This window comes from Rhizobium leguminosarum (assembly GCF_019798305.1).
GTDB lineage: Bacteria > Pseudomonadota > Alphaproteobacteria > Rhizobiales > Rhizobiaceae > Rhizobium > Rhizobium leguminosarum_U.
This window is the reverse complement of the sequence record NZ_JAAXDD010000009.1, coordinates 35,958-57,698: the sequence shown is the minus strand read 5'-3', so window position 1 is coordinate 57,698 and position 21,741 is coordinate 35,958. Positions and strand designations below refer to the sequence as shown.

General features: G+C 64.0%; 20 protein-coding genes and 1 pseudogene. 13 read left to right on the top strand and 8 right to left on the bottom strand.

The genetic code is table 11. The features are described 5' to 3' along the window. The first annotated feature begins 55 nt into the window (after positions 1-55). Entirely contained in the window at positions 56-1,183 is a 1,128-nt protein-coding gene (locus tag HFO99_RS17305; RefSeq protein ID WP_222362425.1) for a DUF2336 domain-containing protein, read from the top strand. Here HFO99_RS17305 and HFO99_RS17300 read toward each other — a convergent pair. Then, a pseudogene (locus tag HFO99_RS17300) lies at positions 1,180-1,595 on the bottom strand (hypothetical protein). The gene HFO99_RS17305 and the pseudogene HFO99_RS17300 sit on opposite strands and share 4 nt — an antisense overlap. Positions 1,596-1,725: 130 nt before the next feature. Between HFO99_RS17300 and HFO99_RS17295 the strand changes: the two are divergent. Beyond that, positions 1,726-2,184 carry a GNAT family N-acetyltransferase gene (locus HFO99_RS17295; protein WP_222362423.1) on the top strand — a complete coding sequence of 153 codons (459 nt, stop codon included), beginning with the start codon at positions 1,726-1,728 and terminating at the stop codon, positions 2,182-2,184. Between the two features lie 19 nt (positions 2,185-2,203). On the opposite strand, the gene HFO99_RS17290 is transcribed toward HFO99_RS17295, so the two are convergent. Both HFO99_RS17290 and parE read right to left on the bottom strand, forming a co-directional pair. Next, entirely contained in the window at positions 2,204-3,421 is a 1,218-nt protein-coding gene (locus HFO99_RS17290) for an AI-2E family transporter (protein ID WP_222251383.1), read from the bottom strand. A gap of 454 nt (positions 3,422-3,875) precedes the next feature. After that, positions 3,876-5,978 carry a DNA topoisomerase IV subunit B gene (parE, locus tag HFO99_RS17285; protein ID WP_222362421.1) on the bottom strand — a complete coding sequence of 701 codons (2,103 nt, stop codon included), beginning with the start codon at positions 5,976-5,978 and terminating at the stop codon, positions 3,876-3,878. Between the two features lie 219 nt (positions 5,979-6,197). Here parE and HFO99_RS17280 point away from each other — a divergent pair, with 219 nt between their 5' ends. Beyond that, positions 6,198-7,097, top strand: a complete 900-nt coding sequence (locus HFO99_RS17280; protein WP_222362419.1) for an alpha/beta hydrolase — start codon at positions 6,198-6,200, stop codon at positions 7,095-7,097. A 24-nt stretch (positions 7,098-7,121) separates the two neighbouring features. Here HFO99_RS17280 and HFO99_RS17275 read toward each other — a convergent pair whose 3' ends face one another. After that, positions 7,122-7,346, bottom strand: a complete 225-nt coding sequence (locus tag HFO99_RS17275; RefSeq protein ID WP_222335170.1) for a hypothetical protein — start codon at positions 7,344-7,346, stop codon at positions 7,122-7,124. Between HFO99_RS17275 and tpiA the strand changes: the two genes are divergently transcribed. The 4 genes from tpiA (at position 7,294) to HFO99_RS17255 (ending at position 11,055) form a co-directional block, all read left to right on the top strand. Continuing rightward, a complete protein-coding gene (tpiA, locus tag HFO99_RS17270; RefSeq protein ID WP_222335120.1) occupies positions 7,294-8,064 on the top strand; it encodes a triose-phosphate isomerase in 771 nt (256 codons plus the stop codon). The two genes, HFO99_RS17275 and tpiA, sit on opposite strands and share 53 nt — an antisense overlap. 131 nt (positions 8,065-8,195) lie before the next feature. Further along, complete coding sequence (gene secG / locus HFO99_RS17265; RefSeq protein WP_017964389.1) at positions 8,196-8,741, top strand: preprotein translocase subunit SecG; 546 nt, start codon at positions 8,196-8,198, stop codon at positions 8,739-8,741. A gap of 143 nt (positions 8,742-8,884) precedes the next feature. Next, on the top strand, positions 8,885-10,513 hold the full coding sequence (locus HFO99_RS17260; protein WP_064247173.1) for a CTP synthase: 1,629 nt from the start codon (positions 8,885-8,887) through the stop codon (positions 10,511-10,513). A 71-nt stretch (positions 10,514-10,584) separates the two neighbouring features. Beyond that, positions 10,585-11,055 (top strand): SRPBCC family protein, encoded by a 471-nt coding sequence (locus tag HFO99_RS17255; RefSeq protein WP_222362417.1) that lies wholly within the window; start codon positions 10,585-10,587, stop codon positions 11,053-11,055. A gap of 43 nt (positions 11,056-11,098) precedes the next feature. Here HFO99_RS17255 and HFO99_RS17250 read toward each other — a convergent pair whose 3' ends face one another. Then, positions 11,099-12,187 carry a citrate synthase/methylcitrate synthase gene (locus HFO99_RS17250; RefSeq protein WP_222335122.1) on the bottom strand — a complete coding sequence of 363 codons (1,089 nt, stop codon included), beginning with the start codon at positions 12,185-12,187 and terminating at the stop codon, positions 11,099-11,101. A gap of 83 nt (positions 12,188-12,270) precedes the next feature. Here HFO99_RS17250 and HFO99_RS17245 point away from each other — a divergent pair, with 83 nt between their 5' ends. From HFO99_RS17245 to HFO99_RS17220, 6 genes are all read left to right on the top strand, one after another. Then, entirely contained in the window at positions 12,271-13,416 is a 1,146-nt protein-coding gene (locus HFO99_RS17245) for a citrate synthase (RefSeq protein WP_222362415.1), read from the top strand. Positions 13,417-13,554: 138 nt separating this feature from the next. Further along, positions 13,555-14,073, top strand: a complete 519-nt coding sequence (locus HFO99_RS17240; RefSeq protein WP_064247177.1) for a FecR domain-containing protein — start codon at positions 13,555-13,557, stop codon at positions 14,071-14,073. A gap of 5 nt (positions 14,074-14,078) precedes the next feature. Next, a complete protein-coding gene (locus tag HFO99_RS17235) occupies positions 14,079-15,935 on the top strand; it encodes a CHASE2 domain-containing protein (RefSeq protein ID WP_222362413.1) in 1,857 nt (618 codons plus the stop codon). A gap of 99 nt (positions 15,936-16,034) precedes the next feature. Next, complete coding sequence (locus HFO99_RS17230; RefSeq protein ID WP_222362411.1) at positions 16,035-18,005, top strand: DEAD/DEAH box helicase; 1,971 nt, start codon at positions 16,035-16,037, stop codon at positions 18,003-18,005. Positions 18,006-18,070: 65 nt separating this feature from the next. Then, complete coding sequence (locus HFO99_RS17225) at positions 18,071-18,505, top strand: GNAT family N-acetyltransferase (protein WP_222310464.1); 435 nt, start codon at positions 18,071-18,073, stop codon at positions 18,503-18,505. A gap of 25 nt (positions 18,506-18,530) precedes the next feature. Further along, the gene (locus tag HFO99_RS17220; protein ID WP_222310465.1) at positions 18,531-19,196 is read left to right on the top strand and encodes a class I SAM-dependent methyltransferase; all 666 of its coding nucleotides are present in this window, start codon (positions 18,531-18,533) and stop codon (positions 19,194-19,196) included. Between the two features lie 9 nt (positions 19,197-19,205). Here the strand turns inward: HFO99_RS17220 and glp are convergent, their stop codons facing one another. From glp to trpC, 3 genes are read right to left on the bottom strand one after another with little or no spacing between them, the layout of a single operon-like run. Next, positions 19,206-20,429: a gephyrin-like molybdotransferase Glp gene (glp, locus tag HFO99_RS17215; protein WP_222362409.1), complete on the bottom strand. Its 1,224-nt coding sequence runs from the start codon at positions 20,427-20,429 to the stop codon at positions 19,206-19,208. Beyond that, entirely contained in the window at positions 20,426-20,923 is a 498-nt protein-coding gene (gene moaC / locus HFO99_RS17210; RefSeq protein ID WP_222362407.1) for a cyclic pyranopterin monophosphate synthase MoaC, read from the bottom strand. The genes glp and moaC overlap by 4 nt, the downstream gene beginning before the upstream one ends. 1 nt (position 20,924) lies before the next feature. Then, positions 20,925-21,737, bottom strand: coding sequence for an indole-3-glycerol phosphate synthase TrpC (trpC, locus tag HFO99_RS17205; RefSeq protein WP_222362405.1), 813 nt, complete (start codon positions 21,735-21,737; stop codon positions 20,925-20,927). Between the last annotated feature and the right edge of the window lie 4 nt (positions 21,738-21,741).

Genomic DNA, 21,741 nt, shown 5'->3' with positions numbered 1-21,741 from the left:
GGTCTCAGCATTGAATGGAGCGCGATGGAATCGCGTTCAAGGGCTGGGGCGTCGCGTGATCATAGAAGCTTTCCTTCGTTGGATCGAAACGGCCAAGACCGGTGACCGGGCCCGGGCTGCAAACGCCCTCGGGCGCGCCTATCTGCAGTCCGAAATGTCCGCCGACGAGCGGGCGGCGGCCGAAATGGCGATGACCTTTCTTCTCGACGATCCGTCGCCGCGCGTGCGGCTTGCGCTTGCCGAGGCGATCGCCTGGTCGCCCGATGCGCCGCGCGGCCTGATCCTTTCGCTTGCCGAGGACCAGCCCGAGGTTGCCTGCCACGCGGTGACCTGTTCGCCGCTTTTGAGCGATGCCGATCTGGTCGACCTTGCCGCGCGCGGCAACGGCGCCACCCGCATGCTGATCGCGGCGAGGGCGCATGTGACGCGCCCGGTTTCCGCGGCCCTTGCCGAGGTCGGCGACGAGGAAGAACTGCTCTGCCTGCTCGAGAATGACGGCGCGGTGATCTCCAGCCTGTCGCTGAAACGCGTCGCCGAACGGCTCGGCGACTGCTGCGATATCCGCAACCTGCTTCTTGACCGCAGCGACCTTCCGGCCGATGCCCGCCAGTTGCTGGCCGAGCATGTCAGCAATGCGCTGGTCGGCCTGCCGCTGGCACAGGCGGCGATCGGCCTGCAGCGGCTCCAGCGCATCAGCCGCGAGGCAACCGAGGCTGCCATCGTCTCGATCGCCGGCGACATTGCCCCACGCGAAATACCCGACCTCGTCCAGCATCTGCGCCTTAACGGCCGACTGACGCCGTCCTTCCTGATGCATGCGCTTTGTGCCGGCAAGGTGGACTTCTTCGCCGGTGCGATCGTCGATCTGACCGCGTGTAGCGACCGCCGCGTGCGTTCGATCCTGGCAACTGGGCGCATGCATGCCGTGCGTGCGCTTTACGAGTCCGCCGGCCTGCCTAGGGATATCAGCGTCATCTTCGTCGAGGCGACGATGCTGTGGCGCGACGCCGTCAGAAAAGCGCCGGTGAGCGTGCTCGGCAATGTCTGCGGCCGTCTTCTCGAAAAATTCCGTCATCACGACGCGCATGGCGCGATCGGCGAACTGCTCGACATGGTGGAAAAGCTGAGTGTCACCGAGCAGCGACAATCGGCCCGCGTCTATGCGTCGCTTGCGGCGGCCTAATCAGCGAGCCGCGTCACCACCCAGGAATAGCTGGCGGAGACAAAATGCACCGGCTTGGTGAGTGTTTCCCTGACGCTTTTGCCCGAGGGCAGATGCGCGCGGACCTGCCCGGCGATGCCTTCAGCAAAACCGGCGATCCGCCCCGCGGGTTCATCGGGCGCGGCCACAACGACCTCGGGCGCAGCGGCAGGCACTGGCGCCGCTTTCGGTGGCTCGGCGACGGCTTTCGGCGCCTCGCACACCGCTATCACCGAGGGAAAATTGACATTCAATAGGTCTTCAGCCGTCGTTCGGCTTCGGCATCGCAGGCGGCAACCGTTTCCCAGCGTTTATCGACCGTCGCGACATAATTGCACTGGCTGATGGAATCGTCGCAGCCGAGAATGGTCATCGCGATCAGCACCGCTTGCATATTCTGCTTCCTTGACTAATTGAGCACTTCATCGTGTTAGAGGGCGCAATTCCAACCGAATGAAGGCAACGACGTTAACTCTTCGTCATGTCGGGGAAAATTTAGTCCCACGCCAGCAAAGGGAGCCAGCATGTCCGTCACCATCGCCCTTGAGCCGCCGCGCCAGGAGGGCGTCATCCGCCTTCTCGATCTCTCCGATGTCTATGCGCAATCGCTCTATCCCGCGGAAAGCAACCATCTGGTCGACCTTTCCGTGCTGGAGAAGCGTTCGGTGAGCTTCCTCGTCGCGCGCAACGGCGATGCGATCGTCGGCTGCTGCGCGCTGGTCGAGGCCGGCGACGGCACGGCGGAGATCAAGCGTATGTTCGTCGATCCCGAGGCGAGGGGACTGAGGATCGCCAACGGCCTGATGAATGCGCTCGAATCAATCGCCGGGGAAAAGGGGCTGACGGCGATCCGGCTCGAAACGGGTATCTACCAGCCGGAGGCAATCGCGCTCTACCGCAAATACGGATATCGGCAAATCGAGCCTTTCGGCAGCTATCAGCCGGATCCGCTCAGCTTGTTTATGGAAAAGCGGCTGGGATAGCCGGTCTGCGAAGGTATGTTCAGCCTTCGGCGACGCGCGGCATGGCTTTCGGCGAACCGGGGACCGGCGGCGGGGCCTGTTCGTCGATGATGATCTGCGGTCCGGTTTCGCTCTTGTCGGCATTGCGCGCTTCGTGGATCCATTCGCGCCAGATGGCGACGATCAGCGCCATCAGCACCGGACCGATGAAGAGGCCGAGAAAACCCATCGTCTTGACGCCGCCGACGAGGCCGAAGAAGGTCGGCAGGAAGGGCAGCTTGATCGGACCACCGACGAGTTTCGGCCGCAGCGTCTTGTCGACGATGAAGAGTTCGACCGTACCCCAGACGAAGAGACCGATGCCGGCGACATGCGAGCCGCTCGCCAGCAGATAGATGGAAACCAGCGTGAAGGAGAGCGGCGCACCGCCCGGTATCAGCGCCATCACGCCCGTCAAAACGCCGAGCGTCACCGGCGAGGGCACGCCGGCAATCCAGTAGGCAAGGCCGAGCACGATGCCTTCGCCGATCGCGATCAGCGTCATGCCCATGACGGTGGAACTGATCGTCGCCGGCACGACGCGGGAAATGCGCTCCCAGCGGTTTGGCAGGATGCGCTCGCCGAGCATATCGATCTGCTTGGAGAAGGAGAAACCGTCGCGATAGACGAAGAACAGCGCGATCAGCATGAAGAGCAGCGTCAGCAGTAGGTGGAAGGCGCCGCCGCCGGCCGCCAGCACAGCGCGGTAGATGTTGCCGATATTGGCGCCGCTGACCGCCTGGATGACATCGCCCAGAGCGCCGGGACTGCCGATATATTTCGTCCAGACCTCATCGAGATAGGCGCCGGCCCAAGGCAATGCGACGATCCAGTTGGGCGTCGGGGCACCGGCGCGGTTAGCATGGATCGCCCAGGCGACCCAGGTGCGAACTTCGCCGGTCGTATAGGTGACCGCAAGCACGATCGGAATAACCAGGAAAGTGATGATCATGATGATGGCGATGGTCGCGGCGATCGTCGTATTGCCGCCGACGCGAGCAAGAAGCTTGCGGTAGAGCGGCCAGCTGGCGAAGCCGATGACGAGGGCTGCGAGCACCGGCACGAGGAAGCCGTAGAAGAAATAGACGCCGGCAGCGACGACCAGGACCAGCAGCCAGCGCGCCGCCGAAATGGAGGGAATCAGCGGCGTGCGCGTCTGCGCCGACGATCCGAGCCATCGCGGTTCATGATTGCTTTTCTGACGGTCGAACACACCCACGCGCGCCTCTTCTTTTTCTTGTACTCTGGTTATGGGCCATCAACCCGGCGGTTTCAAGGTCCGCACCATGAAAGCGTATACAAAGCGTCGCTATTTGGCCCGCAGACCCGGGCGTCTTACTGCTGCGGACGACTGAGAACCTTGAAGGCGTAGAATTGCGTCTTCTGGCTGGTCGAAAAATTGTTATCGGAGCCGAGAATGAGAACATCGGTGCCGTCCTTGGAAAACGGCGGCCGCGAGAAAACGCTTGGTCATGACAAATATCCGGCAAGGAGTTGAAAACTGTTCGACCGGCGCAGGGTCTCTCTCCGAGGAGACGCGCCGACCGCTTCATGCGCCGGTTGTTTGACGGAGTTGTTACGGTTCTCCGTCAGTTCCGTGAAACCGTGGATGCTAAAATGCGGCGCGCCGAACCCGTGTCTATCCGCCCGTTCGGCGCGCTCGATGGCATACCCTAGATATCGAGGTTCTCCGCGAAGGCTGCGCGATCCTGGATGAAGCGGAAGCGGGCTTCCGGCTTGGTGCCCATCAGATCGTCGACGGCGGCGCGCGTGCCTTCGAAATCCACCTCGTCGATCAGCACCTTGAGCAGGGTGCGCTTGGACGGATCCATGGTGGTTTCCTTGAGCTGGGCGGGCATCATTTCGCCGAGACCTTTGAAGCGGCTGATCTCGACCTTGGCCTTGCCCTTGAATTCCGTCTGCATCAACTCGGCGCGATGATTGTCGTCGCGGGCATAGGCGGATTTCGAGCCTTGAGTGATCTTGTAAAGCGGCGGCACGGCGAGGAAGAGATGGCCGCCGCGCACCAGCTCCGGCATCTCCTGGTAGAAGAAGGTGATGAGCAGCGAGGCGATATGGGCGCCGTCGACGTCGGCATCGGTCATGACGATGATGCGCTCGTAGCGCAGGTCTTCGTCGCGGTATTTCGAGCGCGTGCCGCAGCCGAGAGCCTGGACGAGATCAGCGAGCTGCTGGTTGGCGCCAAGTTTTTCGCGGCCGGCGCTGGCAACGTTGAGGATCTTGCCGCGCAGCGGCAGAATTGCCTGGTTGGAGCGGTTGCGCGCCTGCTTGGCCGAACCGCCTGCCGAATCGCCCTCGACGATGAAGAGTTCGGCACCTACGGCGGTGTTCTGCGAGCAGTCGGCGAGCTTGCCGGGCAGGCGCAATTTGCGCACCGCCGTCTTGCGGTTGACTTCCTTTTCCTTGCGGCGGCGCAGGCGCTCCTCGGCGCGTTCGATCACCCAGTCGAGCAGCTTGGCCGACTCGTTCGGATTGTCGGCAAGGTAATGGTCGAAGGGATCGCGCAGCACGTTCTCGACGATGCGCTGCGCCTCGACGGTCGCAAGCCTGTCCTTGGTCTGGCCGACGAATTCCGGCTCTCGGATGAAGACCGACAGCATGCCTACGGCCGAGATCATCACGTCGTCGGTGGTGATTTGCGCGGCGCGCTTGTTCTGCGTCAGCTCGGCATAGGCCTTCAGGCCCTTGGTCAGCGCAATGCGCAGCCCCGCTTCATGTGTGCCGCCTTCGGTCGTCGGGATGGTGTTGCAATAGGAATGCACCTGCGGATCGCCGCCATACCAGGTGATCGCCCATTCCATCGAGCCGTGGCCGCTCACCTTCTCCGTCTTGCCAGCGAAAATCTCGCGGGTGACGGTGAACTCCTTGCCCATCGTCGCCTGGAGATAGTCCTTCAGGCCGCCGGGGAAGTGGAAGACGGCCTTGTCAGGCACCTCGGAACCTTCGGGCAGCACGCCCGCCTCGCAGCTCCAGCGGATTTCGACGCCGCCGAACAGATAGGCTTTCGAGCGCGCCATACGAAAGACGCGGGCGGCATCGAACTTCATGTGATCCCCAAAGATCTGGGGGTCGGGATGGAACCGCACGCGGGTGCCGCGACGATTATGAACGTCGCCCAACTCTTCGAGCCCTCCTCGCGGCAGGCCGCGGGAGAAGCGCTGGCGGTAGAGCTTGCGGTTTCGCGCCACCTCGACCTCGAGGTCGTCGGAGAGGGCGTTGACGACCGAAACGCCGACGCCGTGCAGGCCGCCCGACGTCTCATAGGCCTTGCCGTCGAATTTGCCGCCGGCATGCAGCTTGGTCATGATGACTTCAAGCGTCGACTTGCCGGGCACCTGCGGATGGTTCTCGACCGGAATGCCGCGGCCGTTGTCGGAGACGGTGAGATAACCCTCGAGGTCAAGATAGACCTCGATGAAATTGGCGTGCCCGGCGACCGCCTCGTCCATCGCATTGTCGATGACTTCGGCAAAGAGGTGGTGCAGCGCCTTTTCGTCGGTGCCGCCGATATACATGCCGGGGCGCATGCGCACCGGCTCAAGGCCTTCAAGGACGCGGATCGACGAGGCGCCGTAATCATCCGAGTTCGAGGCGGCGGGCGCCGGGCGCGCCGAGGCTCCGGCAGCAGGGGGTGCGGCGGCGGCGGCGGGCGCAGCCTTCACCGGCGGCCGTTCGGCGAGTGCCGCAGGCTTCTGCGCCTCCTCGCGTTTTTCAGAGAGAGGCATTCCGGAAAAGAGGTCGTTGCTATCGTCCATGGAGCCGTTCAGATCTTCATCCTGTCTTAGGTCTGGTCTGGGCTTGCATCCGCCGCCGACCCAAAATCACCGCATTTCATGCCACGTTTGCGAATCAGGCAGATTTTGCCAGAAAGCACATCTATACGCGACACCGCCTGTTTTGGCGGGCTTTTCTCAAATGATTTGCGTTGCCGGGCGCGGAATGGCAAGCGGCGCCAGGCTTCAGGAACCATCCGAATGCGAATGTCCACAAGTCATTGCACCATCTTCACCGCAATTGCGGCGTTTTTCTTGTCCGCGGCCATCCTGTCCGCTGTTGGCCCGGCGCAGGCAGCCGATGCCTTGCCGCCTTTCAAGGATGATCTGTTTTCGAAGCAGGCCGTGCTGCAGACGGGCGATGATGGCGCCTTCGAGGTCATCGACTATGACGAGATGCGCGATATCAACGGCCGCGACCAGATCCCGCAAAAGCGGGTGCAGCAGAAATATGTGGCGCTCGGCATCCGCAAGGCGCAAGCGGACGAGACGCTGTCTCTCGACGGCATCAAGCTCGATGTCACCAGGGTGGGACCAGCCGCAAATGCCGCCTTCACGGTGATTTTCATCCATGGGCGCGACGGTGACCGGCGGCTCGGCGCCAACGACTACAGCTTCGGCGGCAATTTCAACCGGCTGAAGAACCTCGTCGCCGGCAATGGCGGCGTTTATTATTCGCCGACGGTCAAAAGCTTCGACAGCAGCGGCGTTGCGGCGATCGCCGGCCTGATCCGCTATGCCAGCGCGCAATCACCCGGCCGGCCGATCATCCTTTCCTGCGCCTCGATGGGCACCCAGGTCTGCTGGGGCATTGCGCGTGACAGCGACAGCGTCAAGCGGCTGAAGGGCATGCTGATCATGAGCGGCGTGACCGATCCCGATTTCACCAGGAGCGCCCTCTACAAGGCGAAGCTGCCGCTTTGGTTCGCCCATGGCAGCCGCGACCTGGTCTATGCCGCCGCCGACCAGCAGGCACTGTTCGAAAGCCTGCATAAGGCAAAGTATCCGGCGCGTTTCACGCTGTTTCAGACCGGCAATCACGGGACGCCGATCCGGATGATCGACTGGCGCAGGGTGTTGAACTGGATTCTCGCCGGCTAGCGCGCAGCGGGCCGATGCATGGATTCAAAATGCTACCCTGACGTGTCCGGTAAGACGCGCGGCGCTGTAGCGGACGATTTTCGGCAGAAATATGCGCGGGATCGCAGAGATTCCCCTTACGTCAAGGGCATGATGCTTTTCTTTGCTGCAAGCTTTTGATATTGCCCAAGGCATATGCAGATTGTGGAAGGCCGGCATGACACCTGACGTGCGCCCGCTTGTGGCGGGAAATTGGAAAATGAATGGCATGCGTGCCTCCCTGGATCAGATCAAAGCGATCGCCGAGGGTGTTCGCCCGGCGCTGGCCGACAAGGTCGAAGCGCTGATCTGCCCGCCGACGACGCTGCTCTATGTGGCGACGGCGCTGTGCACCGACAGCCCGCTGGCGATCGGCGCTCAGGACTGCCATCAGAAGCCATCAGGTGCGCATACCGGCGATATCTCGGCCGAGATGATTGCCGATTGTTTCGGCACCTATGTCATCGTCGGCCATTCCGAGCGGCGCACCGATCATGCCGAAACGGATCATCTGGTGCGCGCCAAGGCGGAGGCAGCCTTCGCCGCCGGGCTGACGGCGATCATCTGCATCGGCGAGACGGCGGATGAGCGCCGGGCAGGCCAGGCGCTCGACGTCATCAAGCGCCAGCTTTCCGCCTCCGTTCCCGATAGCGCGACTGCCGAAAATACGGTCATCGCCTATGAGCCGATCTGGGCGATCGGCACCGGTGTGACGCCGACATCAGCCGATGTCGAAAAGGCCCATGCCTTCATGCGCGCAGAACTTGTGGCCCGCTTCGGTGATGACGGCCGCAAGATGCGCCTTCTCTACGGTGGTTCGGTCAAGCCGGCCAATGCCCACGAGCTGATGGGCGTTGCCAATGTCGACGGCGCGCTGATCGGCGGAGCGAGCTTGAAAGCGGCCGACTTCCTTGCCATCTACCGGGCCTATGAGGCGCTGCTCGCCTGAGACATTTTTTATTGCTGGGTTTATTCCCGAGTTTATTCCTGGCCGAAGGGCTTGGAATAGATGAAAGCCTCATGTAAAGAGCCGCCAGAATTCTTAACTTTGTCCGTCTTGAGGCGGGCAGGACTGGACCCATGCAGACCGTATTGATTGTCATCCATCTCATGATCGTGCTCGCCCTTGTCGGCGTCGTGCTCATTCAGCGCTCGGAAGGCGGCGGCCTCGGCATCGGCGGCGGTTCCGGCTTCATGTCGGCCCGCGGCACGGCCAATGCACTGACGCGCACCACCGCGATCCTTGCGACGCTGTTTTTCCTGACTTCGCTCGGCCTCGGCATCCTGACGCGTTACGAGGGCCGTCCGAGCGACATTCTCGACCGCATTCCGGCAACAGGCGGCCAGGGCAACGGCATTCTCGATTCGCTCGGCGGCGGGCAGGCTCCGGCAAATCAGCCAGCCGGCAACGGTGTTCCGAGCAGCGGGGCAGCGACGCCCGCACCGCAGGCTCCCGCCGCTCAAGCTCCAGCAACTGGGGCGCCGGCAACTGGCACTCCGGCAACTCAGGCCCCGGCGGCCACCGCGCCTTCAACGACTGCTCCGGCAACGACTGCCCCGGCAACGCCCGCAGCTCCGGCCGCGCCGGCACCGGCTCAGCCCTCCGGCGTCCCGACGGGACAGTAAGCCGGTCTTCGACATAAACCGCCGGCAGGCCCTCGGGTCTGCCGGTTTTCTTTTGTTCAGATTCCTGCGCCACGCATCGAAAGTTCTGGAAAAGAATTTTTGGGCTGGTGGAATCGTTTTTGAAAAGGTATCCGGTGACTCCCATGGCGCGATACGTATTCATCACTGGCGGCGTGGTTTCCTCTCTCGGAAAAGGAATTGCGGCCGCGGCTCTCGGAGCGTTGCTGCAGGCCCGTGGATATCGGGTCCGGCTTCGCAAGCTCGACCCCTATCTGAACGTGGACCCGGGCACGATGAGCCCGACCCAGCACGGCGAGGTCTTCGTCACCGACGACGGCGCGGAAACCGATCTCGATCTTGGCCACTACGAACGTTTCACGGGGCGTTCGGCGACCAAGACCGACAACATCACCACCGGCCGCATCTACAAGAACATCATCGACAAGGAACGGCGCGGCGATTATCTCGGCGCGACGGTGCAGGTCATCCCGCATGTTACCAACGAGATCAAGGATTTCGTCACCGAGGGTAATGGCGATTACGACTTCGTCATCTGCGAGATCGGCGGCACGGTCGGCGACATCGAGGCGATGCCGTTCATGGAGGCAATCCGCCAGCTCGGCAACGACCTGCCGCGCGGCACCGCCGTCTACGTCCACCTGACGCTGATGCCCTACATTCCGGCGGCCGGCGAACTCAAGACCAAGCCGACGCAGCATTCGGTTAAGGAGCTGCAGGCGCTCGGCATTCATCCCGATATCCTGCTGGTGCGCGCCGACCGCGAAATTCCGGAAGCCGAACGCCGCAAGCTCTCGCTATTCTGCAACGTTCGCCCGTCCGCCGTCATCCAGGCGCTCGACGTCGCCAACATCTATGACGTGCCGATCGCCTACCACAAGGAAGGCCTGGACGACGAAGTCCTCGCCGCCTTCGGCATCGAGCCGGCGCCAAAGCCGCGGCTCGACCCATGGGAAGAGGTCTGCAATCGCATCCGCACGCCGGAGGGCGAGGTGACCATCGCGATCGTCGGCAAATATACCGGCCTCAAGGATGCCTATAAGTCGCTGATCGAGGCGCTGCATCACGGCGGCATCGCAAATCGCGTCAAGGTCAACCTCGAATGGATCGAATCCGAGGTCTTCGAAAAGGAAGATCCGGCGCCCTATCTCGAAAAGGTGCACGGTATCCTCGTGCCCGGCGGTTTCGGCGAACGCGGTTCGGAAGGCAAGATCCACGCTGCCCGCTTTGCCCGGGAGCGCAAGGTGCCGTATTTCGGCATCTGCTTCGGCATGCAGATGGCGGTCATCGAGGCGGCGCGCAATCTCGCCGACGTGTCCGGTGCTTCCTCGAGTGAGTTTGGCGCGACGAAAGAACCGGTGGTCGGCCTGATGACCGAATGGGTCAAGGGCAACGAGTTGCAGAAGCGCACGGCAGCCGGGGATCTCGGCGGCACGATGCGCCTCGGCGCCTACAAGGCGGCGCTGAAGAAGGGCACGAAGATCTCGGATATCTACGGTTCCACCGATATTTCCGAGCGTCACCGCCACCGCTACGAGGTGAATATCGACTACAAGGACCGGCTCGAGAACTGCGGCCTCGTCTTCTCCGGCATGTCGCCGGACGGCGTGCTGCCGGAGACGATCGAATATCCGGATCATCCGTGGTTCATCGGCGTGCAGTACCACCCGGAACTGAAGAGCCGGCCGCTCGATCCGCATCCGCTGTTTGCCAGCTTCATCGAAGCAGCGACGGAACAGAGCCGCCTCGTCTGATGCATGCAAACCAGATCGCGTTGTTTGAGGCGCGATCTGGATAATATCCATGCCTGCGCTAACTTGCCGGCATGATCCCTTCACGCAGCACCACCGTCTCACGCTTCATCGCGGCGCCGCGCGAGCGCATCTACCGCGCCTTCCTCGATGCAGAGGCGGTCGCCACCTGGCTTCCGCCTGATACGATGAAGGGCATCGTCCATGCCTTCGAGGGCAGGGAAGGCGGCGCCTTCGGCATGTCGCTCGTCTATCCCGATGACGAGGCGTCGCAGTCGGGCAAGACCTCTGACAAGATCGACACGTTCCAGGGCCGTTTTGCGCGGCTCGTGCCTGACGAGAACATCGTCTGGGCGACGGTCTTCGATTCCGAGGAGGACGATTTTTCCGGCGAGATGACGGTCAGCACGACATTGTCGCCCGCCGATGGAGGCACCGATGTGACGATGGTCTGCGACAACATCCCCTCCGGCATTCGCCTGGAAGACAATGAAGAAGGCTGCCGCTCGACACTCGACAACCTCGCCGCCTTTGTCGGCGGTTGACGATCGCCGGCGACGACATACCCCCAGCTGGCGAATTCAGCGCTTACGCAGCGGCCGGCAGCGGCCCGATATAGACCGAGCGCGGGCGGATCAGCCTGCCTTCGAGCGCCTGTTCGCGCGCATGCGCCAGCCATCCGACGGTGCGGCCGATCGCGAAGACGCCGGTGAAGGCCTCGCGGGGAAAGCCGAGCGCTTCCAGCAGCAGCGCGGTATAAAACTCGACATTGACGTCGAGGGGCCGGTTCGGCTTGCGCGCCTTCAGGATCGCCAATGCAGCGGTCTCCACGGCTTCCGCCAGAGCGCCGCGGGCGCTGTTCACCTGGCCCGTTGAGATCAACGGCTTCAGCGCGCCCTTCAGCGCATCGGCGCGCGGATCGCGGACGCGATAGATGCGGTGGCCGAAGCCCATCAGCCTTTCGCCGCGGTCGAGTGCTTCCTCGATCCACGAGTAAGCATTCTCCACCGTTCCGATCGCATCCAGCATGTCGAGCACTGGACCGGGCGCGCCGCCATGCAGCGGCCCTTTTAGTGCGCTGACCGCCGCGAGTACGGAAGAGGTGAGGCCGGCCTGCGTCGAGGCAATGACGCGCGATGCGAAGGTCGAGGCATTGAGGCCATGGTCCGATATCGTCACGAGATAGGTGTCGAGTGCCGCTGTCTGCTTCTTGGTCGGCAATTTTCCGGTCAGCATGCGCAGGATATCGGCCGCCTGCGGCAGCGAGGCGTCGGGCGCGATCGGTCTTTTGCCGCGTTGCTTGCGAAGGATCGCCGGCAGGAAAACTGCGGGCGCAGCCAGAAGGCTGAGAGCGGTATCGAAATCCTCGCCGTCGGGCAGGCGGGCGATCAACGCCCGCATCGCATCGACCGGAGGCAAAGCGAGCAGGGCGGCATCGGCGGCCTTGATATGGCCGAAAATCCTCATTCGCGCCTGCGCCAACCAGTCGCGCAATTCCGCTTCGTCGAAGCTTTTTTCCATCAACCCATCGAGCAATAGGGCGGCGACGCCTTCATAGGTGCCGTCTGCAACCAGGTGATCCAGCGATACGCCGCGGATGATCAGTCGTCCCGCTTCGCCATCGACATCCGAAAGCTGCGTTTCGGCAGCAATGACATCTTCCAAGCCGTTTTTCATGTTGTTTCTCCTTTACGGTCCGGATGATCCGACCTAGTGTCGTTGACGTCAATCTTGACGCAATTGATCAATGTGAGGCTCCGATGTCGTGGCTGACCGCCGAGGAGGCGCTGCAGGCGCTGAAGACCAAGCCACAGACGCTGTATGCCAATGTCAGCCGCGGACGCATCCGCGCCAAGCCCGATCCCGCCGACCCGCGCCGCAGCCTCTATCAAGCTACCGACGTACAGCGGCTTGCCGAACGCCATGCCGGCCGCCGCAAGACCGAAACGGTCGCCTCCGAGGCGATCCGGTGGGGCGATCCGGTTCTGTCGTCGGCAATCTCCACCATCATCGGCGGACGGCTTTTCTATCGCGGAAGGGATGCTGCCGGTTTCGCGGAAGCCGCGACGCTCGAGCAGACGGCGACACTGCTCTGGAACGGCGCGGAAACACTCTCTGGTGGCAACGAGACCCGCCATGGCAATCCGTCGCTTCAGGCGGCATTCCAGGCTCTGGCAGGGCGGGTGACATCGGATCTGACGTCGCTCGGCCGCTCGCAGGCAGCACTTCGCCGCGAAGCAAGCGGCGTTCTCCGCACCATCGCCGATGCACTGGCGCCGGGGCCTTTCGACCAGCCGCTGCATCTCAGGCTTGCGACAAGCTGGCAGCGGCCGGATGCCGCCGATTGTCTGCGCCGCGCGCTGGTGCTGCTTGCCGATCACGAACTCAACGCCTCGACTTTTGCGGCGCGGGTCACGGCATCGGCGGGTGCGGCCCTTTCGGCCGCCGTGCTGTCCGGTCTGGCGACGCTGACAGGGCCGCTGCATGGCGCCGCCTGGCAAGGCGTCGACGCCTTGACCGAGACCGCTTCCACCCTTGGGGCGGAGCAGGCGATCCGCCGTACGCTTGCCCAGGGCAATCGCCTTTCGGCCTTCGGCCATCCGCTCTATCCCGATGGCGATGTCAGGGCCTTAGCGCTGCTGTCGCACTTCCCCCTGCCGCCGCAATTTGCCGAGGTCCGTGAAGTGGGCGAGGAGATGGTCGGCGAGAAGGTAAACGTCGATTTTGCGCTTGCCGCAATGGCCGCCGCCTTCGACCTCCCGAGGGAGGCGCCGATCATCATCTTTTCGCTCGCCCGTTCCGCGGGTTGGCTGGCGCATGCGATGGAGCAGATCGACAGCGGCGAATTGATCCGGCCGCGGGCTCGTTATGCAGGACCGGCGCCTGAAACGGGCACCAGGACTTAAGAATTCCGCCTCCGGTTGCGCCGGTTAGCTTTTTTTACCTAGGGAAATATCCGAATTCGGCTATCATGCTTCACATGGAAGAAGACGGTTGGCGGACGCTTTCGAAAAGAGCCGTCCGCACGGTCAAGGGGACTTTCCATGAATATGACGTTTCGCAGCCAGCTTGCCGCCATACTCGTTGTCGGCCTCATTCCGCATGGGTCGGCTTTTGCGCAGTCTGCCGGCTGCACGGTCTCGCGTGATGCCGGCGCCCGCCAGGTGCTCAGTTGTCCAGGCGGCGTCACTGTGACGGCAGAGGCCGGCGCTGCCTACAGCCTCGTCGACCGCAACCGTGACGGCAGCCCCGATTCGGCATCGCTGCGCCGCAAGGCCATTCTCGTCGATGTCGATAACACCCAGCACGCCGGTGGTTTCCAGGTCGTGACGCCGCAGGCGATCGCGGCTGTGCGCGGCACCCAATGGGCTGTCGATGTCGCAGGCGGCAAGACCTCTGTGCTGGTCGTCAGGGGCAGCGTCGCGGTCCGCCGGCCGGCCGGCGAGGCAGTGGTGCTGTCGCCCGGCGAGGGCGTCGACGTCAGCGGCGGGACCGAACCTCTCGTCGTGCGTCGCTGGCCGGCGCCGCGCGCTGCAGCCCTTCTTGCCCGGCTCGGCCAATAAATCCCATGAACCATCGCCTGCTGACCGTGATCGCGCTGATGCTCGCCGGTCTTTGGGGAGCAGCGCTCGGCTATACCAATCTCAATGCCGGAAGCGGCCTTCTCGACCGGATGGAGGCCTCGCTTGCCGATATCCGCAGCGCCATTGTCGGGGCGAAGACACCGCCTCCCGTCGTCTCGATCGTTGCGATCGACGACCGCACCGCTCGGGCGCACGGCTATCCGCTCGATCGGGCGACACTTGCGCGCCTCGCCGGCGCGATCACCGCATTGAGGCCGAAGGCTTTGGCGATCGATATTCTGCTGGTCGATCCGGGGCCGGAGGCGGGTGATGCTGCACTGACTGCTGCCCTTCGCCAGGGGCCGAGCGTGATTGCGGCTGCGGCCACTTTCGCGCAAAACAGCCAGCGGGTCACCGATGTGGCCGGCGATCCGCTTGCCGCCATCCCTGAGGCAAACCAGCTTCTCTTGCCGCTTCCCCGCTTTGCCGAGGCAGCTGCGGTCGGCATCGTCAATGTCGCAACCGACCAGACCGGCACGCCGCGTTTCATTCCGCTGATCTCGCGTGCCGCCGACCGGCTGGATCCGGCTTTTCCGCTGCGAGCCGCATCGGTGGCGCTCGGCGTCGATCCCACGATCGAACCCGATGCCATCATGCTCGGAAAGCTGCGTATTCCCACCGATATCGGCCAGCGCCTGCCGGTGACCTTTTATGGCGGGCATGGCAGCATCGTCACCTTCAGCGCCGCCGATGCGCTGGATGGCAAGCTTTCGGCGGAAGCGGTCACTGGTCGCATCGTCGTCATCGGTTCGACGGTGACTGGCGGCGGCGACGTCTTCCCGACGCCGTTCGATCCTGTCATGCCCGGCGTCGAGGTGATGTCGACGGCGATCACCCATCTCGTCACCGGTGACGGCATGGTGCGCGACCGCAGGATGCGGATGATCGATGTCGCCACCGCCGTCGGACTGCCGATCGTGCTCGTTTCGCTGGTCGCCTGGCGCCGGAGTGCGGCAGGCTATCTCATCATCGTGCTGACGCTGATCGTCTGGGCGATGCTCAATCTGTTGGCCTATGCACATGGCTACTGGCTGAGTGCGGCGCTGCCAATCGCCGCAGCGCTGCCGCCGGCGCTGATCTTCGGGGCGGCCGAGCTCTGGCTTGACCGCGGCCGCGCCCGTCATTTCGCCGAGCAGAGCGCACTCCTGCAGCGCATCGAGGCGCCCGGGCTCGGCGAGTGGCTGGCGCGCGATCCGAATTTCCTCGCCGCGCCGGTGCGCCAGAACGCTGCCGTCATCTTCATCGATCTCTCGGGCTTCACCGGCCTCAGCGAAAATGTCGGGCCGGTGGCGGTCAGCGAGATGCTGAGCGGCTTCTTCGAACTGGTCGACGAGGAGGCGCGCGCCCACGGCGGCGCCATCACGAGCTTCATGGGCGATGGCGCGATGATCCTGTTCGGCCTGCCGGAACCCGCCGACGACGATGCCGCCCGCGCCGCTGCCTGCGCGGTCAGCCTATGCAAGCACACACGAGCCTGGCTTCAAGCGCATGCGGGCTTTGCCCCGAAGAAGATCGGCTTCAAGGTTGGCGCCCATTGCGGCCCGATCGTCGCCTCGCGGTTGGGCACGGGCGACCGGCAGCAAATCACGGCGGCGGGCGACACCATCAATGTCGGCAGCCGGCTGATGGAGGTCGCCGCCCGCCATGGCGTCGAGCTGGCGCTGAGCGCCGAAATCGTCCGCGCCGCCGGTCCCGATAGCGTGCTCACGCAGTCCGGCCGGATGGAGGGACCGTTGGAAACGGCGCTGCGCGGCCGGGCAAGCCGCATCGACGCCTGGCTGTGGCGTAGCCGTACGCTTTGACAATCGCCGCGGGAGGGGCTAGGAACGGCGCAAATACCCCGCCGGCTGGCTCCGGCCATGGCGCAGCAACGCGCCTGACAGCTCCGAAAGATCGAATCCATGACAGAATTCAACGGCGTCGTTCCGGCGATCGCCAAGGCGTTGCAGAAGCGCGGTTACGCCGAACTCACCCCGGTGCAGAAGGCGATGCTCGATCCGGCGCTCGCCGCTTCCGACGCGCTGGTCTCGGCTCAGACCGGTTCCGGCAAGACCGTTGCCTTCGGACTGGCGCTGGCGCCGACGCTGCTCGAAGGCAGGGAGCGCTTCGGTAATGCCGGCGCGCCGCTCGCCCTCGTCATCGCCCCGACGCGCGAGCTTGCCCTGCAGGTGAAGCGCGAGCTCGAATGGCTCTTTGAGATGACCGGCGCGGTGATCGCCAGCTGCGTCGGCGGCATGGACATCCGTAGCGAGCGCCGCACGCTCGAACGCGGCGCCCATATCGTCGTCGGTACGCCCGGCCGGCTTTGCGACCATATCCGCCGCAGGGCGCTCGACATGTCGGAACTGAAGGCTGCCGTGCTCGACGAGGCTGACGAGATGCTCGATCTCGGCTTTCGCGAGGATCTCGAATTTATCCTCGATGCGGCGCCGGACGAACGCCGGACGCTGATGTTTTCGGCAACGGTGCCGGCGGCGATCGCCAAGCTTGCCAAGAGCTACCAGCGCAATGCCGTGCGCATCAGCACCGCGGCCGAGGAAAAGCAGCATATCGACATCGAATATCGCGCGCTGATGGTCGCCCCGAGCGACCGCGAGAATGCGATCATCAACGTGCTGCGCTATTACGAGGCGACCAATGCCATCGTCTTCTGCTCGACGCGCGCTGCCGTCAATCATCTGACGGCGCGGTTCAACAACCGCAATTTCGCCGTCGTGGCGCTTTCCGGCGAGCTGACGCAGAACGAGCGCACCCACGCGCTGCAGGCGATGCGCGACGGGCGCGCCCGTGTCTGCATCGCGACCGACGTTGCCGCCCGCGGCATTGACCTGCCGGGGCTCGATCTGGTCATCCATGCCGACCTGCCGACCAATCCGGACACGCTGCTGCACCGCAGCGGCCGAACCGGCCGGGCCGGACGCAAGGGCATCAGCGCCATGATCGTGCCGCTGAATGCACGGCGCAAGGCAGAGCGCCTGCTCGAGAATGCCGGTATTTCGGCTGCCTGGGCGCGACCGCCTTCGGCCGAGGAAGTGAGCGAGCGCGACGACGAGCGGCTGCTTGCCGACCCGATCTTCAACGAAACGCCGCAGGAGGAAGAGCAGGGACTGGTACAGCAGCTTCTCGCCAGCCACGGCGCCGAAAAGCTCGCCGCCGCTTTCTTACGTCTTTACCGCACCAATCATTCGGCGCCGGAAGATCTCATCGAGGTTACCGTGCAGGACGAGCGCAGCCGCAAGCGCCGTGACAATGCCGAGCCATACGAGCCGGCGCAGAAGGGACCGCGCGATGATTTCGGCGCCAGCGTCTGGTTCTCCGTCTCGGTCGGGCGCAAGCAGAATGCCGAGCCGCGCTGGCTGATCCCGATGCTCTGCCGCAACGGCAATGTGACGAAGCGCGAGATCGGCGCGATCAAGATGCAGCCCGAGGAAACCTATGTGGAGATCGCCGCGGCGAGTGCCGAAAGCTTCCTGGCGGCGATCGGTCCGAACAAGGCGCTCGAACGCGGCATCCGCGTGACCAGGCTTCCCGGCACGCCGGATTTCAGCCGGGCGCCTGCGTCAAAACCCTATGCCGGCAAGCCATCCCGCGACGAGCGGCCGGACGATTCGTTCCGCGGCGAGCGGCCGAAGAACAAGTTCGGCAAGGGTCCGGGCGGCGGATATGCGGCCGCCGATAGTAGCGGCGGGGAAAGACGGGATAGCAAGCCCTGGAGCCAGAAGCCAGGCAAGCCCGCCTTCGGTGGCCCGAGGTCCGACAAGCCGAAATTCGACAAGCCGAAATTCGAAGGCCCCAAATCCGAAGGCCCCAAATATGAGGGCAAGGGCGGCGCCGCACCGAAGAACAAGTTTTCAAAGAAGAAGCCCGGCTGATTTTGCCGGCAGCCCTTCGCTGGTCTGGCGGAGGGCTTTGGGTCGTATCCCTGAGGGAGGCAAGGATGACGGTGGAAACGGCGATTCTCAGCGTTCCGGTTTTCAGTGCGCTCTGCAATGAGGCCTTCCGGCTGCGGCGCGCCGTTTTCGTGCATGAGCAGAAGGTTCCCGAAGCCGAGGAATTCGATGCCGACGATCTCAACGCTCATCATCTTGTCGCCATCACGGCGGGCGAAGTCTCCGGCACGCTGCGAGTCAATTACGCCGAGGAACATGTGAAGATCGGCCGGGTTGCGGTTGCAAGCCAATGGCGCGGCCAAGGCATTGCAGCCGCAATGATCGGACGGGCGATGGAACTGCACCGCGCTGCCCGCGACAACCGCTTCTATCTGACGGCGCAGGCGGACAAGCTGCCGCTCTACGATCGTTTCGGCTTCGTTGCCTATGGCGCGGAATTTCTTGACGGTGGCATGCCGCATCTTGCCATGAAGAACTACTGAGCTTCAGCGACAGGAGCAGACGACGATGAAACGCCCGGACATGTCGCAACCCGCTCCAGCCGCCTTCATCCAGGCCAACCTGCCGATATCACCCGTTCCTTGTATCCCTGAGATACGCCTTCATACGGCAGGGCCTGCAAGTGGGCTCTGGCGACTTGCAGGTCGTGGAGAGGCCGATCCGCCGCCTTACTGGGCTTATCCCTGGGCCGGCGGCGCCGTGCTTGCACGCCATCTGCTCGACCAGCCGGAAACGGTCGCGGGCCGCCGTGTCCTCGATCTCGGCGCCGGCTCCGGCCTCGTCGCCATTGCCGCGGCGAAGGCCGGAGCAGCCAAGGTGACGGCGATCGACATCGATGCCAATGCCATTGCCGCGATCAGGCTCAACGCAGCGATCAACGGCGTGAGCGTCATTGCCGTCGCCGCCGAGATCATCGAGGGGTCGCTGCCAGAGACAGATCTCCTCGTGGTCGGTGACCTGTTCTACGATCCCTCGCTTGCCTCGCGGGTAATGGCCTTCCTGCGGCGTTGCGAGGCAGCCGGTATCGAGGTGTTGATCGGCGATCCCGAGCGGGCCTACCTTCCTCAAGGCGAACTCAGCCGAATCGCCACTCACTCCGTTGCGGATTTTGGCGCGGGCACGGGTGGTAAGTCTGCGCAGGCGGGCGTCTTCACGCTTTCCTGCGACCGCTGAAATGACGGCCTATGCCAGAAGGTCCGGCCGCAACAGCATGACCGGGCACGGCGCTCCTGCCGGCAGCTCTGGCGCATGCGGCGGGCGGATGACAAGGCAGTCGGCTTCGGCGAAGACCTTCATCATCGAGGAATCCTGCTTGCCGAAAGGCTCGGCGAGCCAGCGGCCGGCAGCGGATTTCGAAAGTTTCGCTCTGATATAGTCCTGCCGGTGGTCGTTGGCGCGCAGTGTGACGGCCGTCTCGACCGTTACCTCGCGCTGCACCGGCGGCAGGGAGGCGAGCTTGCGGATCAGCGGTTCCAGGAAGAGCAGCGAACAGACGAGGCTGGAGACCGGATTGCCGGGCAGGCCGAGCACATGCGTCTCGCCGAAGCTGCCGACCATCAGCGGTTTGCCCGGGCGCATAGCGATGCGCCAGAAATCGAGTTGCATGCCGGCCTCGATCAACGTGGCCTGCACCAGATCATGGTCGCCGACCGAAGCGCCGCCGAGCGTGACGATGACATCGACCTTGGCGTCCCGCGCCGTGTCGATCGCCGCGGTGATCTTGGCCTTGTCGTCAGGCACGATGCCAAGATCGAGCACATCGGCGCCAGCTTTGCGGGCAAGGGCTGCAATGCCAAACGTATTGGATGCGATGATCTGCCACGGGCCGGGCGTGCTTCCGGACGGCAGCAATTCGTCACCGGTTGCAAGGATGGCGATCAGCGGGCGCCGCCGCACCTCGACATCAGGCCGGTTCATGCCGGCGGCGACCGTCAGCCGCGAGAAATCGAGCACGGCGCCGGCCGGCAGCACGGCTTCGCCTTCGGCGAAATCCTGGCCGCGGGGACGTACATGCTGGCCCTGCCGCACAGGGAAATTGGTTCTGATGCCACCCTCGATCTTCTCGGCATCCTCCTGCAGCAGGACGCTATCGGCGCCTGTCGGAACAGGCGCGCCGGTGAAGATGCGGACGGCTTCACCCCGGCTGACGCTTCCCTCGAAGCCATGGCCGGCGGAAGACATGCCGATGACCTTCAGCACGGCGCCCGGCTCCGGCGCGTCTTCGCGGCGTAGCGCATAGCCGTCCATGGCGGAGGCATTGAAGGGCGGCTGGGTCAGGCCGGCCGTCAGATCGACGGCCAGGACGCGGCCCTCAGCCTCGGCAAGCGGCAGCGTCTCGGACGCAGCAATGGGCTTTGCGCTGGAGAGCAAGCGGTTCAGAGCCTCGGCAACCGGGAGAAGGTTCATCTTGCCTCCGGATGACGGAAATCGCCGGACTTTCCGCCGGACTTTTCAAGAAGTCTGATGCCGCTGATCTCCATTGCCTTATCGGCCGCCTTGGCCATGTCGTAGATCGTCAGACAAGCGACCGAGACGGCTGTCAGCGCCTCCATCTCCACACCGGTCTTGCCGGTCAGCTTGGCGGTGGCCGTAACGCGCAGGCCGGGCAGGGTGGTATCTTCCTCGATCTCGACCGTGACCTTCGTCAGCATCAGCGGATGGCAGAGCGGGATGAGATCGGCGGTGCGTTTTGCCGCCATGATGCCGGCAAGGCGCGCCGTGCCGATCACATCGCCCTTCTTGGCGTTGCCTTGGACGATGAGAGCAAGCGTTTCCGGCGCCATCTTCACATGGCCCTCGGCAGTGGCAATGCGCACCGTCTCGGCCTTGTCGGAGACATCGACCATATGCGCCTCGCCGGAGGCACCGATATGGGTCAGACCGGGCTTTGCGCCGCTCATATCATTCTGCCGCGATGGCGGCTTCGCCAAAGAGTAGCGCGCGGGTGGCGGTCGCCACGTCGTCCTTGCGCATCAGGCTCTCGCCGACGAGGAAGGTATTGATGTCGACGGCCTGCAAGCGCTTGCAATCGGCATGGGTGAAGATGCCGCTTTCGCCGACCAGCAGCCGGTCGTCAGGCACCATGGGCGCAAGTGCCTCGCTGACCGTCAGGCTGACCTCGAAGGTACGCAGATTGCGGTTATTGATGCCGACGAGCGGGGAGGAAAGCTGCAGCGCCCGCTCCATCTCCTCGGCGTCGTGGACCTCGACCAGCACGTCCATGCCGAGGCCGAAGGCTTCGTCCTGCAGACGTTCGGCTTCATCGTCGGACAGCGAGGCCATGATCAGCAGGATGCAATCGGCGCCCCAGGCGCGGGCCTCGTGCACCTGATAGGTCTCGAACATGAAATCCTTGCGCAGCGCCGGCAGCGCGCAGGCAGCACGGGCGGCTGTCAGAAATTCCGGCGCCCCCTGAAAGCTCGGCGTGTCGGTCAGCACCGAAAGGCAGGCGGCACCGCCGGCCTCATAGGCTCTCGCCAGCGACGGCGGATCGAAGTCCGGGCGAATGAGACCCTTCGAGGGGCTCGCCTTCTTGATCTCAGCGATCAGGCCGAAGCCGCCTGCATCATGCTTGGCAATGAGCGCCTTGTGGAAGCCGCGCGGCGCGGACTGGCCGGCCTGCATCGCCTTGAGATCGGCAAGCGACACTGCCGCCTTGGCAGCGGCGATCTCCTCGCGCTTGTAGAGTTCGATCTTTTTCAGGATATCGGTCATCGGG

What these genes read in the sequence shown, in the direction of transcription:
- tpiA (WP_222335120.1), top strand. Translation starts at nt 7,294, where the DNA reads ATGACACCTGACGTGCGCCCGCTTGTGGCGGGAAATTGGAAAATGAAT.
- HFO99_RS17280 (WP_222362419.1), top strand. Translation starts at nt 6,198, where the DNA reads ATGCGAATGTCCACAAGTCATTGCACCATCTTCACCGCAATTGCGGCG.
- HFO99_RS17245 (WP_222362415.1), top strand. Translation starts at nt 12,271, where the DNA reads ATGTCGTGGCTGACCGCCGAGGAGGCGCTGCAGGCGCTGAAGACCAAG.
- HFO99_RS17295 (WP_222362423.1), top strand. Translation starts at nt 1,726, where the DNA reads ATGTCCGTCACCATCGCCCTTGAGCCGCCGCGCCAGGAGGGCGTCATC.
- HFO99_RS17225 (WP_222310464.1), top strand. Translation starts at nt 18,071, where the DNA reads ATGACGGTGGAAACGGCGATTCTCAGCGTTCCGGTTTTCAGTGCGCTC.
- HFO99_RS17235 (WP_222362413.1), top strand. Translation starts at nt 14,079, where the DNA reads ATGAACCATCGCCTGCTGACCGTGATCGCGCTGATGCTCGCCGGTCTT.
- moaC (WP_222362407.1), bottom strand. Translation starts at nt 20,923, where the DNA reads ATGAGCGGCGCAAAGCCCGGTCTGACCCATATCGGTGCCTCCGGCGAG.
- glp (WP_222362409.1), bottom strand. Translation starts at nt 20,429, where the DNA reads ATGAACCTTCTCCCGGTTGCCGAGGCTCTGAACCGCTTGCTCTCCAGC.
- trpC (WP_222362405.1), bottom strand. Translation starts at nt 21,737, where the DNA reads ATGACCGATATCCTGAAAAAGATCGAACTCTACAAGCGCGAGGAGATC.
- parE (WP_222362421.1), bottom strand. Translation starts at nt 5,978, where the DNA reads ATGGACGATAGCAACGACCTCTTTTCCGGAATGCCTCTCTCTGAAAAA.
- HFO99_RS17240 (WP_064247177.1), top strand. Translation starts at nt 13,555, where the DNA reads ATGAATATGACGTTTCGCAGCCAGCTTGCCGCCATACTCGTTGTCGGC.
- HFO99_RS17275 (WP_222335170.1), bottom strand. Translation starts at nt 7,346, where the DNA reads ATGCCATTCATTTTCCAATTTCCCGCCACAAGCGGGCGCACGTCAGGT.
- HFO99_RS17260 (WP_064247173.1), top strand. Translation starts at nt 8,885, where the DNA reads ATGGCGCGATACGTATTCATCACTGGCGGCGTGGTTTCCTCTCTCGGA.
- secG (WP_017964389.1), top strand. Translation starts at nt 8,196, where the DNA reads ATGCAGACCGTATTGATTGTCATCCATCTCATGATCGTGCTCGCCCTT.
- HFO99_RS17255 (WP_222362417.1), top strand. Translation starts at nt 10,585, where the DNA reads ATGATCCCTTCACGCAGCACCACCGTCTCACGCTTCATCGCGGCGCCG.
- HFO99_RS17250 (WP_222335122.1), bottom strand. Translation starts at nt 12,187, where the DNA reads ATGAAAAACGGCTTGGAAGATGTCATTGCTGCCGAAACGCAGCTTTCG.
- HFO99_RS17230 (WP_222362411.1), top strand. Translation starts at nt 16,035, where the DNA reads ATGACAGAATTCAACGGCGTCGTTCCGGCGATCGCCAAGGCGTTGCAG.
- HFO99_RS17220 (WP_222310465.1), top strand. Translation starts at nt 18,531, where the DNA reads ATGAAACGCCCGGACATGTCGCAACCCGCTCCAGCCGCCTTCATCCAG.